The sequence below is a fragment of the Nonomuraea sp. NPDC050547 genome (genome assembly GCF_044457345.1).
Classification (GTDB): Bacteria; Actinomycetota; Actinomycetes; order Streptosporangiales; family Streptosporangiaceae; genus Nonomuraea.
Genome location: NZ_JBITGW010000007.1, coordinates 65,840 through 81,708, shown reverse-complemented (window position 1 = coordinate 81,708; position 15,869 = coordinate 65,840). Strand labels below are relative to the sequence as shown.

The 15,869-nt window shown below is 69.5% G+C and carries 17 protein-coding genes; 10 read left to right on the top strand and 7 right to left on the bottom strand.

Going from position 1 to position 15,869, the window contains the following annotated elements; all coding sequences use genetic code 11:
• Positions 1–3: 3 nt before the first annotated feature.
• Entirely contained in the window at positions 4–1,437 is a 1,434-nt protein-coding gene (locus ACIBHY_RS18755; RefSeq protein ID WP_397257457.1) for a GAF domain-containing protein, read from the bottom strand.
• Between the two features lie 315 nt (positions 1,438–1,752).
• On the opposite strand from ACIBHY_RS18755, the gene ACIBHY_RS18750 reads away from it, so the two are divergent.
• From ACIBHY_RS18750 to ACIBHY_RS18730, 5 genes are all read left to right on the top strand, one after another.
• Positions 1,753–2,103: a YbaB/EbfC family nucleoid-associated protein gene (locus tag ACIBHY_RS18750; RefSeq protein WP_379613165.1), complete on the top strand. Its 351-nt coding sequence runs from the start codon at positions 1,753–1,755 to the stop codon at positions 2,101–2,103.
• A gap of 3 nt (positions 2,104–2,106) precedes the next feature.
• Positions 2,107–2,706 (top strand): recombination mediator RecR, encoded by a 600-nt coding sequence (gene recR / locus ACIBHY_RS18745; RefSeq protein WP_397106168.1) that lies wholly within the window; start codon positions 2,107–2,109, stop codon positions 2,704–2,706.
• Positions 2,699–3,229 carry a DUF5063 domain-containing protein gene (locus ACIBHY_RS18740; RefSeq protein WP_379613167.1) on the top strand — a complete coding sequence of 177 codons (531 nt, stop codon included), beginning with the start codon at positions 2,699–2,701 and terminating at the stop codon, positions 3,227–3,229. Before recR ends, ACIBHY_RS18740 begins: the two co-directional genes overlap by 8 nt.
• A gap of 72 nt (positions 3,230–3,301) precedes the next feature.
• Positions 3,302–4,591, top strand: a complete 1,290-nt coding sequence (locus ACIBHY_RS18735; RefSeq protein ID WP_397307312.1) for an aspartate kinase — start codon at positions 3,302–3,304, stop codon at positions 4,589–4,591.
• Positions 4,588–5,646 (top strand): aspartate-semialdehyde dehydrogenase, encoded by a 1,059-nt coding sequence (locus ACIBHY_RS18730; protein WP_397257453.1) that lies wholly within the window; start codon positions 4,588–4,590, stop codon positions 5,644–5,646. The genes ACIBHY_RS18735 and ACIBHY_RS18730 overlap by 4 nt, the downstream gene beginning before the upstream one ends.
• A gap of 201 nt (positions 5,647–5,847) precedes the next feature.
• Here the strand turns inward: ACIBHY_RS18730 and ACIBHY_RS18725 are convergent, their stop codons facing one another.
• Positions 5,848–6,276 (bottom strand): hypothetical protein, encoded by a 429-nt coding sequence (locus ACIBHY_RS18725; protein ID WP_397307311.1) that lies wholly within the window; start codon positions 6,274–6,276, stop codon positions 5,848–5,850.
• A 345-nt stretch (positions 6,277–6,621) separates the two neighbouring features.
• Between ACIBHY_RS18725 and ACIBHY_RS18720 the strand changes: the two genes are divergently transcribed.
• Positions 6,622–7,299 carry a TetR family transcriptional regulator gene (locus tag ACIBHY_RS18720; protein ID WP_397257449.1) on the top strand — a complete coding sequence of 226 codons (678 nt, stop codon included), beginning with the start codon at positions 6,622–6,624 and terminating at the stop codon, positions 7,297–7,299.
• On the opposite strand, the gene ACIBHY_RS18715 is transcribed toward ACIBHY_RS18720, so the two are convergent.
• Positions 7,268–7,450, bottom strand: coding sequence for a hypothetical protein (locus tag ACIBHY_RS18715; protein WP_397307310.1), 183 nt, complete (start codon positions 7,448–7,450; stop codon positions 7,268–7,270). The two genes, ACIBHY_RS18720 and ACIBHY_RS18715, sit on opposite strands and share 32 nt — an antisense overlap.
• A 105-nt stretch (positions 7,451–7,555) precedes the next feature.
• Here ACIBHY_RS18715 and ACIBHY_RS18710 point away from each other — a divergent pair, with 105 nt between their 5' ends.
• The 3 genes from ACIBHY_RS18710 to ACIBHY_RS18700 are packed head-to-tail and all read left to right on the top strand — an operon-like array spanning position 7,556 to position 10,377.
• Positions 7,556–8,518, top strand: a complete 963-nt coding sequence (locus tag ACIBHY_RS18710; RefSeq protein WP_397257447.1) for an LLM class F420-dependent oxidoreductase — start codon at positions 7,556–7,558, stop codon at positions 8,516–8,518.
• Positions 8,519–8,528: 10 nt separating this feature from the next.
• Entirely contained in the window at positions 8,529–9,947 is a 1,419-nt protein-coding gene (locus ACIBHY_RS18705; RefSeq protein WP_397307309.1) for an amidase, read from the top strand.
• A gap of 58 nt (positions 9,948–10,005) precedes the next feature.
• Positions 10,006–10,377: a YkvA family protein gene (locus tag ACIBHY_RS18700; protein ID WP_397257444.1), complete on the top strand. Its 372-nt coding sequence runs from the start codon at positions 10,006–10,008 to the stop codon at positions 10,375–10,377.
• On the opposite strand, the gene ACIBHY_RS18695 is transcribed toward ACIBHY_RS18700, so the two are convergent.
• The 3 genes from ACIBHY_RS18695 to ACIBHY_RS18685 form a co-directional block, all read right to left on the bottom strand.
• Positions 10,358–11,554 (bottom strand): amidohydrolase family protein, encoded by a 1,197-nt coding sequence (locus ACIBHY_RS18695; protein WP_397307308.1) that lies wholly within the window; start codon positions 11,552–11,554, stop codon positions 10,358–10,360. The two genes, ACIBHY_RS18700 and ACIBHY_RS18695, sit on opposite strands and share 20 nt — an antisense overlap.
• Before the next feature lie 1,072 nt (positions 11,555–12,626).
• A complete protein-coding gene (locus ACIBHY_RS18690) occupies positions 12,627–13,370 on the bottom strand; it encodes a tyrosine-protein phosphatase (RefSeq protein WP_397307307.1) in 744 nt (247 codons plus the stop codon).
• 501 nt (positions 13,371–13,871) lie between these two features.
• Positions 13,872–14,651, bottom strand: a complete 780-nt coding sequence (locus ACIBHY_RS18685; RefSeq protein WP_397307306.1) for an SURF1 family protein — start codon at positions 14,649–14,651, stop codon at positions 13,872–13,874.
• Positions 14,652–14,778: 127 nt separating this feature from the next.
• Here ACIBHY_RS18685 and ACIBHY_RS18680 point away from each other — a divergent pair, with 127 nt between their 5' ends.
• Positions 14,779–15,426 (top strand): VC0807 family protein, encoded by a 648-nt coding sequence (locus ACIBHY_RS18680; protein WP_397257432.1) that lies wholly within the window; start codon positions 14,779–14,781, stop codon positions 15,424–15,426.
• Here ACIBHY_RS18680 and ACIBHY_RS18675 read toward each other — a convergent pair.
• Positions 15,400–15,867 carry a winged helix-turn-helix transcriptional regulator gene (locus ACIBHY_RS18675; protein WP_379613184.1) on the bottom strand — a complete coding sequence of 156 codons (468 nt, stop codon included), beginning with the start codon at positions 15,865–15,867 and terminating at the stop codon, positions 15,400–15,402. The genes ACIBHY_RS18680 and ACIBHY_RS18675 overlap by 27 nt on opposite strands.
• Positions 15,868–15,869 lie beyond the last annotated feature (2 nt).

The window sequence follows — 15,869 nt, the reverse complement described above, 5'->3', positions numbered from 1 at the left end:
CGGTCAGGGCGAGCGCAGGCGGATCCGCGCGGTGATCGCCCGGGGGTCGGTGGTGGGCAAAGTGGTGCTGAGCCGTTCCAGGATCTGCATGTCGTCGCGCCCGTTCGCGGTCTGCGCGTAGATCCACAGGTCTTCCGGTGAGCCGCTGCGGAGCAGGCTCGCGCGTACCTGGACTTCGAGCTCGTCCCGGGCCCGGCGCAGTTCGGGGGACTCCGAGCGCGGCAGCAGCGGCCCCGGGTAGGCGCGGGCGACGGCTGAGGGGTCGCCGGAGGCCAGGAGGCTGCGCAGTTCGACGAAGTCGGCTTCGACGGGGGAGGTCAGCCGGTACGGCTTCGCGCCGACGGTGTACCCGAGCTGGGAACGGAGCCGGTGGATCTCGGCACGGATGGTGACCGGGTTGCCGGCGTCGCCGTACAGGTAGAAGCAGAGTTGTTCGGCCGTCAGGCCGCGGGGGTGGAGCGCGAGCAGGGCGAGGATCTCGGCGTGGCGCAGGGACAGCGCGATGTGGCGCCCGCCGAGGCGGGCGGTGGGCTGCCCCTCGCCGAGGAAGGTGAGCTGGAGCGTGGGCGGCGCGCTCTCCGTGGTGACGCGCAGGAGGTAGCCGTCGTGGAAGGGCTCCAGGAGTACGGCGCGGCCGCCGGGAAGGACGTAGCGGCCGCCGGCGGCGGGCCGGGCGATGCGCTCGCCGAGCAGACCGCCGGGGTCGCCGGCGATGACCCGGCCGGTGGCGGTGACCAGGATGCCGGCGTGGTCGCGCAGCCCGTCGAAGCGGCGGCGCAGGCGCTCGTCGCGTTCGTACATGCGGACGGTGAGCTGTGACTCGGCGAGCTTCGCCGTGGCGGTCACCAGGGCGACGGTGGCGGGGTGGAGGCTGGGGGCGGTGCCGCTGATGTCGACGATGCCGAGCACCTCGTCGGTGTCGGGGTCGACGATCGGGGCGGCGCTGCACGACCAGACGTGCAGGACCCGCATCAGGTGCTCTTCCGAGTAGACGTGAACGGGCGTGCGGTCGGCGAGGGCGGTGCCGATGCCGTTGGTGCCCACGCTGCCTTCCGACCACTTGTGCCCGTCGGCGAGGCCGACGCGGTCGGCGCGGCGCATCATCGTGCGGTTGCCATCGCGCCACAGGATGTTGCCATCACCGTCGGTGATGATGGCGACGTGGCCGCTCGCGTCGGCCATGGTGGTGAGCGTGCCGGCCAGGAGCGGCAGCAGCGGCTGCAGCGGGTGCGACTCGCGCACGTCGTTGATGCGGGACACGTCGTAGACGAGCGGCGCGGCGGCGTTCTCCGGATCGACGCCGGCTTCGATGGATCGCTCCCATGACGCCGAGATGAGCCGGCGTGGAGCGCCCTCCGGCAAGGTGGCGCCCGTCCATGCGGCTTCATGGGCCCCGCGCAGTTTGCGGGAGTACGCATCGAGACTGGCGTAACTCATCGGCCACTCCAAGTAGTCAACCCCTATGAATCACCCTCGCGGTCAAGGGTTCCCAGCGCAAGCCGTTCGGGGGATTGCACAGGGTGATTGAACGATCGCAACCTGTGTGCAACGTTGCCGCCGCTAGCGTCCTCCACTGAAACGTCGGCGTGGTGCGGCCGCTCCGGTCGGCGTGCTGGCCGGGTCCCGGACGCTGGAGGGGGGCCGGGACCCGGCCATCAAACGGAAACACCTGCTCTCCGCAGTGCGGGACTGCGCCCAAACACCGTAGGCTCGTGGCAGTCAACGACGCGGAGCCATGAGGAGCGCACGAAGGTGAATCCAGGGGATGTCAACCTGCAGCAGCTGCTGGAGCAGGCACAGCTCATGCAGCAGCAGCTCGCGAGCGCCCAACAGGAGCTCAACGACGCGCAGGTCGAGGGCTCGGCGGGTGGCGGCATGGTCACCGCCGTGGTCAACGGGGCACGTGAGCTGCTCGAGCTGAAGATCGACCCGAGCGTCATCGACGCCGGCGACGCGCAGGACACCGCCGACACGATCGCGGACCTGGTGATCGCCGCCGTCCGTGACGCCTTCCGCGCGGCCGACGAGCTGCAGCAGGAGAAGCTCGGCCCGCTGGCCCAGGGACTGGGCGGCGGCGGTCTCGGACAGTTGCCGGGGTTCTAGGCCATGTACGAAGGGGTCGTCCAGAACCTGATCGACGAGCTCGGGCTGCTGCCCGGCGTCGGTCCCAAAAGCGCGCAGCGGATCGCCTTCCACCTGCTCGCGGCCGATCCCGCAGACGTGAAGCGGCTGGCGCACGCCTTGCTCGAGGTCAAGGAGAAGGTGCGCTTCTGCAGTACGTGCGGCAACGTCGCCGCCGAGGAAGAGTGCCGCATCTGCCGTGATCCCCGCCGGGACACCCACGTGATCTGCGTGGTGGAGGAGTCCAAGGACGTCGTCGCGATCGAGAAGACGCGCGAGTTCCGCGGCACCTACCACGTGCTGGGCGGCGCGATCAGCCCGATCGACGGGGTCGGCCCCGACGATCTGCGCATCCGTGAGCTCATGACCCGCCTGGCCGACGGCCGGGTGACCGAGCTCATCCTCGCCACCGACCCCAACCTCGAGGGGGAGGCGACGGCGACCTACCTCGCCCGTCTGGTCAAGCCGATGGGCATCAAGGTGACACGACTGGCCAGCGGTCTGCCTGTGGGCGGTGATCTCGAGTACGCCGACGAGGTCACCTTGGGCCGCGCGTTCGAAGGACGGAGGCTGCTGGATGTCTGACCAGTGGAGCGCTCTCGCTGATGAGATCGCTGGACACGCACAGAACTACGTCGACGGCCTGACCAGGGTCGCGGGCGGCGAGGGCGGCGACGGCATCTGGTCGTTGCTGCTGGTCGAAGTGGCGCAGGTGAGCCTCGCGGGCGCGAAGCTGGGGGCCAGCCAGGACGTGATCCTGGCCGGCAACTGGGAGCCGCCGCTGAGCGAGGATCCGGACATCGACGGCGTGCGTACGGCGCTGGCCGAGCTGCTGGGCGCGGTCGACGACTACGCCGAGGTCTTCGACCCTTACAAGGACACGGCGGTCACGCCGTACCGGCTCTCGGACGACCTGACCGCGGTCGCGGCCGACCTGATCCACGGACTGCGGCACTTCGAGGCGGGCCGTCCGCACGAGGCGCTGTGGTGGTGGCAGTACTCGTACTTCAACACCTGGGGCAACCACGCGGGCGCGGCCATGCGCGCACTTCAGGCGCTCGCCGCGCACACGCGGCTGGACGTGGCGGAAGAGGCCCTGTCCACATAGTGGTCCGGCCCAGCGGTGTCACGGAGGCTCGTCGGTAGACTGGCAGCTCACAGTCCAGACCGGGAGACTCTCGTGGCGCTCGTTGTGCAAAAGTACGGTGGTTCGTCCGTCGCCGACGCGTCCTGCATCAAGCGGGTCGCGCAGCGGATCGTCGCGACGAAAAAAGCCGGCAACGACGTGGTCGTGATCGTTTCTGCCATGGGCGACACGACGGATGAGCTGCTCGACCTGGCCGAGCAGGTGTCGCCGTTGCCGCCGGGCCGTGAGCTCGACATGCTGCTGACCTCGGGCGAGCGCATCTCGATGGCCCTGCTGGCGATGGCGATCGCCAACCTGGGACATGAGGCGCGTTCGTTCACCGGATCGCAGGCGGGTGTGATCACCACCTCCTCCCATGGCAACGCGCGCATCATCGACGTGACGCCGGGCCGTATCCGTGAGGCGCTCGACCACGGCCGCATCGCGATCGTGGCCGGATTCCAGGGCGTCTCGCAGGACACCAAGGACATCACCACCCTCGGCAGGGGCGGCTCCGACACCACCGCGGTGGCGCTGGCGGCCGCCCTGGAGGCCGACGTCTGCGAGATCTACACCGACGTCGACGGCATCTTCACCGCCGACCCCAGGATCGTGCCCGCCGCCAGAAAGATCCCCAAGATCTCCTACGAGGAGATGATGGAGATGGCGGCGTGCGGCGCGAAGATCCTGCACCTCCGGTGTGTCGAGTATGCTCGCCGCTTCAACCTGCCGATCCACGTACGCAGCTCTTTCAGCACCAAGGAAGGCACGTGGGTCGTGTCCGACCCTTACACCCCGAACGAAGCGAATGAAGGAACCGAGATGGAGCAGCCGATCATCTCCGGCGTCGCGCACGACCGGAGCGAGGCCAAGATCACCGTTGTCGGGGTTCCCGACAAGGTCGGCGAGGCTGCCCACATCTTCAAAACCCTGGCCGACGCCGAGATCAACATCGACATGATCGTGCAGAACGTCTCGGCCGCGGCGACGGGCCGTACCGACATCTCCTTCACGCTTCCCACGACGGACGCCTCCACGGCGCTGACGTCGCTGAAGAAGATCCAGGACAAGGTCGGCTTCGAGTCGTTGCTGTTCGACGACCAGATCGGCAAGGTCTCGCTGATCGGCGCGGGCATGCGCTCGCACCCCGGCGTGACCGCGACGTTCTTCGCGGCCCTCGCCGACGCGGGGGTCAACATCGAGATGATCTCCACGTCGGAGATCCGCATCTCGGTGATCGTCGAGCAGGAAGGTGTGGACGCGGCCGTGGCCGCCGCCCACCGGGCGTTCGACCTTGACGCAGACCAGGTGGAAGCAGTCGTGTACGGAGGAAGCGGCAGATGAGCAGGCCCAATCTCGCACTCGTGGGCGCGACGGGTGCGGTCGGCACCGTCATGCGCGACATCGTCTCCAACCGGGCGGACATCTGGGGCGAGATCCGCCTCGTGGCCTCCCCGCGCAGCGCCGGAAAGGTGCTGAAGGTCCGCGGCGAGGACGTCGTCGTCCAGGCGCTGGCGCCCGAGGTCTTCGACGGCATCGACATCGCCATCTTCGACGTGCCCGACGAGGTGTCGGCCGAGTGGGTGCCGGTCGCGGCCGAGCGCGGCGCGATCGCGATCGACAAGTCCGGCACGTTCCGCATGCACGCCGACGTCCCGCTCGTCGTTCCCGAGGTGAACCCCCTCGACGCCCGCCGGCGGCCGCGCAACATCATCTCCACCCCCAACTGCACCACGCTGTCGATGATGGCCGCTATGGGCGCCCTGCACGCCGAGTACGGCCTCCAGGAGCTCGTCGTCGCCTCCTACCAGGCCGCGTCCGGCGCGGGAGTGGCGGGTTCGGCCCGCCTCTACGACGAGATCGAGGCGCTGGCCGGAGACCGCAACATCGGCCAGGTGGCCGGTGACGTACGCCGGGTCCTCGACAAGAAGCTGCCCGCCGACTCGCCGTTCCCGGCGCCGCTCGCGTTCAACGTGGTGCCGTGGGCGGGCTCGCTCAAGGAGGACGGCTGGGCTTCCGAGGAGCTCAAGCTCCGCAACGAGTCCCGCAAGATCCTCGGCATCCCCTCGCTGAAGGTCTCCGCGACCTGCGTGCGGGTGCCGGTGATCACGACGCACTCGCTGGCGGTGCACGCGCGCTTCGAGCGCGAGGTGACGGTGGCGGGCGCGCACCGCGTGCTCACCGAGGCGCCGACGGTGGTGCTGGTGGACGACCCGGCCAACGGGGTGTGGCCGACGCCGCTTGAGGTGGTCGGCACGGATCCCACGTATGTGGGGCGGGTCCGGCAGGCGATCGACTTCCCCAACACGCTGGACCTGTTCGTCTGCGGCGACAACCTGCGCAAGGGTGCGGCCCTGAACGCCGCCGAAATCGCCGAACTGGTGGCCGCCGAGCTCTAACCCATCTGTTACGGCGAGGCCCTTTTCGCCGCTTCACGTTACGGCGAGGCCACCGGATCCGCCTCCGTCCGGCGTGGGTGGCCCCCGATCATCGGGCGCTTCTCACGTCGGACGTGGTCCCCGCCGTCACAAGGCCTCCATGGCCGGTTCCCGCGGGCACCGGCCGGGCGCCGTACCGGCGCCGGCAGGCGTTGGGGCGGGTCAGCGGAACAGGATGTCCCAGTGGTCGGACTCCTTGGCGAAGACGGTTCCGTCTGAGGAGCGGTACAGGGGCGAGCCGTCGCTGCGGGTGCCCACGCGGGCGTGGCTGGTGGCGATGTGCCGGTCGACGCATGGGCTCAAGGAGATGTCCAGCTTGTAGCCGTGCTCGTGGCTGTAGCGGCCGGGCATATGGCCCGCCTCGGTGCCGCCGGTCACCATGATCTTGCAGCCGCTGTCCCGCTTCAGCTCGATGATCTTGGCGATCGTGGCCGTGCGGACGGAGTCCAGCGAGGTGCAGTACCGCAGCCGCCGGTTGGCGCAGCCGCCCGTCGACTTCCAGCGCAGGCCGGCGCTCTTGAGGCGGCCCACTGCCGTGCTGTGCGAGATGCGTACGGCGGCCTGCCGGGTCTTCACCCGCTTCAGGTCCACCTTCGGGGGGTCGACCGTCGTGAACCAGTGTCCGGTTTGAATGCCTCCTTCGATCGCGTACGTGCGCGTTACCGGTGGCGGCGACTTCCGTGCTCCTCCTGTCGAAGCAGCGGATGCGGCCGATGCCAATGCGATTATCGAGATCTCAAGGCCGAGGAGTGCGACGACCATCAGCCGCACCTTGCCACGTATCCACATGTCGATGCTCTTTTCGCGGAATAGCCCTCCCGCCAGAAACATCAATCCCACGCTTCACACCAGATGACCCCTTCCTCAGAGCGATCTTTGCCTTGTGGCGGCGATCACCGTGCGGCTCCATGACCTAAAGGCGGTCTTGCCCGTAAAGTGACGAGGGTGTCCGAACCCCGAAACCGAGGATCGGAGAGCACCCGAGAGGTCATCGTCGAGACGGCCTTGAGACTGTTTCGGGAGCGCGGCTTCGATGCGACGACGATGCGGGCAATCGCGGCCGAGGCCGGGGTATCCGTGGGTAACGCCTACTACTACTTCGCGAGCAAGGAGGCGTTGATCCAGGCCTACTACGACCGCGCCCAGACGGAGCATGAGGAGGCCTGCCGCGAGCTGCTCGCGACGGAGCGCTCGTTCGCGGCCCGGCTGAGCGGCGTGCTCGGTGAGTGGGTACGCGTCTCCGAGCCGTACCACGAGTTCGCGGTGAAGTTCTTCAAGCACGCGGCGGAGCCGACGAACCCGCTCAGCCCGTTCAGCGCCCAGTCCTCACCCGCGCGCGAGGCCGGCATCGCGATCTACCGGCAGGTGGTCGAGGGCTCGCGGGACAAGATGGACTCCGAGCTGCGCGAGGAGCTGCCCGAGCTGCTGTGGCTGCTGTCGATGGGCATGGTGCTGTTCTGGGTGCACGACACCTCGCCGGGGTGCCGGCGCACGTACCGGCTGATCGAGGTGACGGTGCCGCTCGTGGACCGGCTCGTGGGCCTGTCCCATCTGCCCGGGTTGAGGGGGATCACTAAGGACTTCATCGGGGCCGTGCATGAGCTGCGGGCTTGACCGGCGTGCCTGAGCACAGCGGCAGCATCGTGGTGGGGAGCGTGCAGGTGGGGACGGTGTCCTCCGCGGCCACGGCGATCACGGAGGCCAGGAAGGGGACCGCCAGGCCTCCGGTCAGTACTACGGCCGCGAGCAGCCGGGTTCGTCTCACGGGGATGTTTTAGCACGTCAGAGCGTCGGAGGCGGTTAACCGCGATCAAGTGGCGCGTACATACCGGCTGGTTGGTATGGTCGCCCTTAAACGCTGGAGGGTGCGATGACACAGAACTGGGGCATGACGATCCCCTTCTACGACCGCTCGCTGGCCGAGTCGAAGGAGCTGATCGCCGAACTGCCCGCGCTCGGCTACACCGACGCCTGGTCGGCGGAGGTCAACGGGACCGACGGGTTCATGCCGCTGGCCATGGCAGGGGAGTGGGCGCCGGGGCTGCGGCTGGGCAGCGCCATCGTCCCGGTCTTCACCCGCGGACCCGGGCTGCTGGCCATGTCGGCGGCCACGCTGGCCGATCTCGCCCCCGACCGCTTCGTGCTCGGCATCGGTTCGTCCTCTCCGGCCGTCGTGGGGCGGTGGAACGCGGTGGAGTTCGCGCGGCCGTACCAGCGCACCCGGGACACGCTGCGCTTCCTGCGCAGGGCGCTCGCGGGGGAGAAGGTGTCGGAGCGGTACGAGACGTTCGAGGTCAAGGGCTTCAAGCTGGAGCGGGCGCCCCGCGTGGCGCCGAAGATCGTGCTGGCCGCACTGCGGCCCCGGATGCTGCACCTGGCGGCGAGCGAGGCCGACGGCGCGATCACCAACTGGCTCGCGCCGGAGGACGTGCGCAAGGTCCGCGCCGAGCTGGGCGGGGAGACCGAGCTGATCGCCCGGTTGTTCGTCTGCGTGAGCGAGGACGCCGACAGGGTGCGCGAGATGGGGCGCTGGATGCTGGCGGCCTATCTGACCGTGCCCGCGTACGCCGCCTTCCACGACTGGCTGGGGCGCGGTGAGGTGCTGCGGCCGATGCACGAGGCGTGGGCGGCGGGCGACCGGCAGGCCGCGCTCAAGGCCATCCCCGACGAGGTGGTCGACGCGCTGATCGTGCACGGCGACGCCGCGACCTGCCGGGCCAGGATCGGCGAGTATGTCGCCAACGGGCTCGACACCCCCGTGCTCGCGCCGGTCCCCGGCGGCGAGATCTCCATCGACCAGGCGGTACGCGCGCTGGCGCCGAAAGCTAGCTAAGGGAGAACCTGTGGACGAGATCCTCCGGCTGGACGCGGTCGGGCAGGCGCTGGCCGTACGGGATGGGCGGGTATCGCCGCGTGAGCTGGCCGAGGCGGCGATCGCGAAGATAGAAAAGCACGACGGGGAGATCGGCGCGGTCGTGCACCGGCGGTTCGAGCGCGCGCTGGCCGAGGCGCGTGAACTGCCCGGGGGCACGCCGTTTCGCGGGGTGCCGATCCTGCTGAAGGACCTCGGCTGGGTGGAGAAGGGCGAGCCGTACAACGCCGGTTCGCGCACGCTTGACGGGGTCAGGATCGCCGCGGACGCCTACAGCGTGGCCAAGCTGAAGGCGGCCGGGTTCGTGATCCTCGGCAGGACCAGCACGCCGGAGTTCGGCACCACGATCACCACGGAGCCGGTCGCGTTCGGGCCCACGCGCAATCCCTACGACCCCGCGTACTCGGCGGGCGGCTCCAGCGGCGGTTCCGCCGCCGCGGTGGCGGCCGGGATGGTCGCGGTGGCCTCGGCCAGCGACGGCGGCGGCTCGATCCGCATCCCCGCCTCCCTGTGCGGCCTGGTGGGGCTCAAACCCACCAAAGGCCGCACCAGCTATGGGCCGTCGGGCGGAGAGGGCTGGAGCGGGTTCTCGGTGGCCGGGATGGTCAGCAGGACCGTCAGGGACACCGCCGCCGTGCTCGACCTGATCGCCGGCCTGGAGGAGGGCGACCCCTACACCGCACCCGCGCTGCCCCGCCCGCTGGCCGAGGAGGTCGGCGTCGATCCGGGACGGCTGCGCGTCGGCTTCGTGACCCGCCACCCGCGCGGCGACGTACCCGAGCACGAGGAGCTGACCGCCGCCGTCACCGGCGCCGCGAACCTGCTGGCGTCCCTGGGCCACCACGTCGAACCCGGTCACCCGGACGAACTCGGCAACCCCGACTTCCCCCACCACTTCGGCGCCCTCGTCGCAGCGAACGTCGCCGCCGAAGTCCAGAGCGTCGGCGCCTGGCGCGGCCGCCCCGTGTCCCTGGACGAATTGGAACCACGCAACCGCGCCATGGCCGAGACCGGCGCCAAACGCACCGCCGTCGAGCACGTCCTCGCCGTCCAGTGGATGGACGGCTTCCGCCGCCGCATGGCAGCCTGGTGGCGTTCCGGCTTCGACGTGCTGCTCGCGCCCTCGCTCGGCGTGCCGCCGTTCCCGCTGGGCTGGCTGCCCCCTGACGACCTCAGCACCGGCTTCGGCCGCACCTCCCACGCCGTCTCCTACACCACCGCCTTCAACGCCACCGGCCAGCCCAGCATCTCCCTGCCCCTGCACAGGACCGCAGCGGGCCTTCCCGTCGGCGTCCAGCTGGTCGCCGCCACAGGCCGCGAGGACCTTCTCGTACGGCTGGCCGCCCAGATCGAATCCGCCCGCCCCTTCGGACATCCGGCCATGCGCTGATCGTTAGGAACCAACCTGGGCGGGTAACACGTTATGTCGTGAAGGAGGTGGCGCACCTATGCCTAAAGCAAGCCGCGCGGCAGCGGTCTGGCGTACATATCGCGACGTGAGCGAGCCCGGCTCCCCGGGGCTGTTCAAGCGGGTCAGGGCGATCCCGCGCCTGATCGGCGCCGTGACCCGGGGGCAGTACCCGGGCATGGGCAAGAGCAAGCTCGCCCTGATGGGGCTCGGCGTGGTCTACCTGATCTCGCCCATCGACGTCATCCCCGACTTCCTCCTGCTCGTCGGCGTGGCCGACGACTTCGGCGTGTTCCTCTGGCTGATGGGCTCCCTGATCGGGGAGAGCGGGCGCTACATCGGCTGGGAGCGCAGGGTCATCCAGGGCGCGGCCGTTCCTCCCGACCTTCCTCCTACAGCTCCTCGCGCCTGAGCCACGCTCGCGACGGCAACGGGTGCCCGAACAGCCGGGCGGCGTTGCCGTACGCGACCCTGGCGATGTCGGCCGGCGGCAGCTGGCCGAGGTTCCTGGCCACGGCCTGCTGGGTGTCGGGCCAGGTCGAGTCGGAGTGCGGGTATCCGCTTTCCTGAAGCACGTGGTCGAGGCCGACCGCCAGCCGTACCCCTGACAGGGCGTGGTCGTCGAGCGTCCCGAAGAAGAAGTTGCGGCGCAGGACCTCGCTCGGCTTGAGCCCGCCCTCCCACGACGCCTCGCCCGCGACCGGGTGGTCGAGGGCGTAGTCGGCGCGCTCGGCCAGCATCGGCAGCCAGCCCACCCCGCCCTCCACGATGAGCACCCGCAGGTTCGGGAACCGCAGCGGGATGCCCGACCACAGCCAGTCGGCGCAGGCGAACATGGCGCTCGTCGGCATCAGCGTGGTGATCGCCTCGATGGGCGTGTCAGGGGAGGGCACCGGCGACCAGCTGGAGTCCCCGGTGTGCAGGCAAACGACGGTGCCGGTCTCCTCACAGGCGGCGAAGAACGGGTCCCAGTGGTCGGAATGGATCGACGGCAGCCGCAGCCTCGTCGGGAACTCCGGGAAGACGACCGCCTTGAAGCCGCGGGCGGCGTTGGCGCGGATCTCCTTCGCCGCCACGTCGGGGTCCGGCAGCCACGGCAGCTGAAGCCCGATGACCCGCTCGGGATAGGTGCCGGCCCAGACGTCGATGTGCCAGTCGTTCCAGGCCTTGACGAGAGCCAGGCCCAGTTCTTGGTCTCTGGTCCGTGCGAACGGCATGCCGGACTGGCCGGCCAGCATCCCGGGAAAGCAGAGGGCGGCCCAGATGCCGGCCGTGTCCATGTCCTGGATCCGGGCCTCGATGTCGTGGCAGCCGGGGCGCATGTTCTCGAACCTGACCGGGTCGAGGGTCCATTGCTCGCGCGGCAGGCCGGCGCCCACGTCGATGCCGGCGCACGGGTACGTGGCTCCGCCGTACCGCCAGACCTGGTGACCCGCCTCCGTCTCCACGACCTTGGGCGCGACCTCGGTGTACTTCTCCGCAAGCCGGTCCTCGAAGAGGTCGGGCGGCTCGATCAGGTGATCGTCGGCGGAGATGATCACGTAGTCGCGCCGCCTCGGTTCGGGGTCGGGGAGCAGCGGCGTAGTCACGCAGGTAACCGTACGACGACGGCATGACCTCGAACAAGCTGCCAGGCCCCCGTCAACCGCCCCAAAACCCCGCCCTACCGCCGCATTCGCCCCCAGAACTCCTTGACAACCGGCCTTGACGGCCTGATGTTCGTGTGTTTCGTGGGGCTGGAAGCCACCCTCATCACTGATCGTCGGCATGCCTTGCGATCAGCTGTAAACGCCCTCGACCGTCGCTGCCTGCGGGGTGGCCCCGTTGCTGGGATCTGTTCAAGCGCGCGCCCACACCGCTCGGGCGCCGCTTGATGGCCATGCAGATCGCTGTCAGGAATGAGGTAGCGAATGTCGGAATCACAGGGGCGAACTGGCAGATTCCTACTACCCTGCCGCCCTCGCCCGCGGCACCCGGCTCGCCGAACCGCGCAAGATACCCGGCGGAGCCATCACCCTCCTCGCCCAGCTCGGGCATCGCCCGGGGCGACGTCGAGGAGCGCGTCCGGGCCCGCCGCACTACCGAGGATGAACGGCACGAGCTCGGGACCGGCGAGAACCCATGGGTGCTGGTCCTCACGCGGCTCCTCCGATCAGCTGAAGGCGTTCCGGTCGAGGCCACCGTGATGACGATGAACTCCGATACAAGATGATCATTGAGTGAAAGGCGGCATCAGGGCAGAGACCATGACCGGGATCCTCAGCATCGGAGAACAGCTCCCATCGGACGTCGGGGCGTACCGGTCATGGTGCTGATCCCGGTGGGATGCCCGGTCAAGTCTTGGGCGAAGGCGAGGGAGTCGGGCCTTGGCCTGACGGGATGGCGTGCGGAGCGCCTTTGTTCTGGGGCGGGCTCCCACTGCTCGACCACTTGACTGGGCAACGGGTGGGGCCTCAGAAGACAGTCCGACCGGAGGGAGGCCCTTCAGGGGTCGAGCTTCAGCTCGACTGGGAAACGCCTGGAACCTGGAACGCGCGAAGCGCGCCGATGTGCAAGACCTTGCCTTGGGACCCGGGATCGCCTGAAGGGGGGTGGGTGGCGATCCCGGGCCGGAGGGTCCGCCGTTGTGAGGGTGCTGCTCACCGCGGACCCCGGCCCCTCCTACCCGGGGGAGATCGGGTCAGTCAGGAGATGGGCGTGCAGTTTGGTGATCGTCTTGGGGTCCAGGCCCAGGACGTCTGAGCAGTACGCCCGCAGTGAGCCGTGGCGCTGCTCCATCTCTGCCAGGAACAGTTCCATCGCCCCCGCCGGCGCCGCCCCGTACCCGGCCCACATGAGGGCGTCCTTGTTCCTGGTCTGCCAGTCCGCCAGGAAGCGGGGTGTGGCCAACGCGGTCAGGGCGTAGTCCGCGACGATGTCGGTGGCCGCCACGCCCGCCAGCGACAGCACCAGCGCGGTGAGGATGCCGGTGCGGTCCTTGCCCGCGGCGCAGTGGATCACGATGGGGGCGTTGTCGGCGTCGGCTATGGTCTCGATGGCCGAGCGCAGGAGCGGGACGCCGTCCTCGGCCACCTCCAGGTAGCGGTCGGCGAGAAAGCGCTCCACGCCGGTCGACGGGTCGAAGGCGGCCAGGTCCCACCTGCGGCCCTCCACGGGAAGGTTGTGGTAGCGCAGCCCCTCGGTCTCGGGTACGCGCCCGCGCTTCTCGACCTCGGAGGGATGCCGCAGGTCGATGACGGTCCTGACCTTGAGGGAGCGGAACGTGGCGATGTCCGGCCCGGCCAGCCAGCCGAGCGAGTCGGCCCGGTAGAGCCGCTGCCATCGCACCCTCCGCCCGCCATGGGCGGCATATCCACCGACGTCGCGAAAATTGTGGATATTAGCGAACTCGATATGGCGGGTCACACCTAGAACGTAATCACACCTCGACCGCGACAGGCGTCTCGTGCGGGTTTCGCCTCACACCTCGACCGTGGCCGGCGTCTTCTGCTCGGCCTTCCTGTCGGCCACCTCGCGCCGGATCAGCAGGGTCGATCTGGTCCGTAGGCACCCCCAGCCCTTCCCCGCTGGCCAAGCGCTTCGGCTGAGAGCTCCTTCTCAGAGCTCCGGCTCCCATCCCGCAGGCTCGTATCCGATCGATCGCCGCGCGCACGCGGTTGAGGCTGCCTGTTAAGGGGAGCGCAAGCGGGTAGTCGGGCCTTGGCCCGACGGAGGGCGCGCGGAGCGATAGCGGAGCACGATTGTGATCGGGGTGGGCTCCAACTGCTCAACCACTTGGCTGGGCAAGGGGTGGGCGGGAAAGCGTCCGACCGGAGGGAGGGCCTTCAGGGGTCGAGCTTCAGCTCGACTGGAGGAACGCTTGGAACCCACGAACGCGCGAAACGCGCCGATGTGCAAGACCTTGCCTCATGCCTCGACCGTGACAGGCGTCTCCTGCTCGGCCTTCCTGTCGGCCACCTCGCGCCGGATCAGCAGGATCCACCCGCCGATCGCCAGCCCGATGAACAACCACCACTGCACGCCGTACGCCAGGTTGAGCCCCCCACCCGACCCCACGTCCGGCGCGGGCACCGGCTCCGGCGCCGTGGCCGCCGACGGCTGCTGTTCGGTCAGCTCCACATAACCGTCCACCAGCCGGTACGGCAGCGCCGCCCCGATCTTGCCGGGGTTGATCAGGAGCACCTGCCCAGCCGGCAACCCGCCCCTCTCCTTGATCCCGCTGGTCTCCTCGGTCTCGGTCAGCCGTAGCCGCCCGGTGACATTCACCTGTCCGGCAGGCGGCGCAGGCACCTCGGGTGGCGCGTCCGCGCTCGCCCCCGCCTTGACCCACCCCCGGTTCACCAGCACGGCCTGGCCGGAGCCCGTGACGAGCGGGGTCAGCACGAAGTACCCCGGCCGCCCTTCCTGGGGCCGCCGCCGTACCACCAGAGCGTGGGCCTGATCGTAGGTGCCGGAGGCGGTCACCAGCCGGTAGCGGTTCTCTTCGCTGACCGCACGGCCAGGCCCGGTCAGCGAGTCCAGCGGCACCGGCGCGGTCGTGATGTTGGCGGTGACGCGTTCGCTGTTGGCCGAGCGCTCCTCGAACCGCCCGAACTGCCACCTGCCCAGGAAGACGAAGGCGGGGATGACCAGCAGCACCACGATGTGGAGCGCCACCCATCGAGGGGTCAGGAGGAACCGGTACACCCTTCAAGGGTAGGCACGGGGAGCGGTGGTTCCTCACTCAGCCCGATCTGGTCGAACGGGTTACCAAAGCGCAAGTGATCGCGTACGGTCGGGACTCGTGCCGCCCCTCAAGAGCAAGACGTCCTGAATGACCCTTCTTGTCGCGCCACCCGCGCCCACCGCCTTCGTGTTGCCCCGCATGGGAACGCTCCTGCTGCACGCGGCACCGCGCGTACTGGAGAGCATGATTCTGCCCGTCGCGCTCTTCTACGCGGGCATGCTGGCCGGCGGCGAGGTGGCGGGCATGGCGGCTTCGGCGGCCTGGGTGTTCGGCGGCATGGCGGTGCGCCTGGTGCGCGGTCAGCCGATGCCGGGCACGGTGATCCTGGCCGCGGTGGGCATCACGGCCCGCGTGGTGGTCGCGCTGGCGGCGGGGGACGTGCGGTGGTTCTTCCTGCCGCCGACGTGCGGGGTGTTCGCGGTGAGCCTGGTGTTCCTGGCCACCGCGCGCGGGCGCAGGCCGCTGGCCGAGCGGATCACGCTCGACCTGGTGCCGCTGCCCGGCCATGTCGCGGGGCATCCGGTGATGCGGCGTTTCTTCGTCCGCCAGTCGCTGGCCTGGGGCTGCGCGCAGTTGCTCAACGGCACGCTCACGCTGTGGATCCTGCTCAGCCAGAGCATCGGGACGTTCCTGGCCCTGCGCACGTCGCTGGTGGCCCTGTTGATGACGGCCATGGCCGTGGCCTCGGTGCTCGACTTCCGCCGCTGCCTACGCGCTCTTCAGCTCCGCGCCTGAGCCGGGTTCCGGCGTGACCTCGCGGGGTCCGCTGACCTCGTGGCCGTCGGCGCAGCGGAAGTACTGCTCGATGGGGGCGCCGCAGTCGCGGTGGGTGAGCTCGACCGCCGGTCCGGCGTCGTCGGACAGGTACTTGTCACCGAAGTGCATGAGCGCGACCAGCAGCGGATAGAGGTCGCGCCCCTTCTCCGTCAGCCGGTACTCGTCACGCTGGCGCTGGCCGGGCTCGCGGTAGGGCACCTTGCGCAGCAGTCCCTCGTCCACGAGCCGGGCCAGGCGGGCGCTGAGCACCTGGCGCGGCGCGCCGGTCATGGCCTGCATGTCGGCGAAGCGCCGTACGCCGCTGAAGGCCTCGCGCAGCACCAGGAAGGTCCACTTCTCGCCGACGACGTCCAGGGTCCGCTCGATCGAGCAGTTGTTCACCCGGAAGGGCACGTTCATGC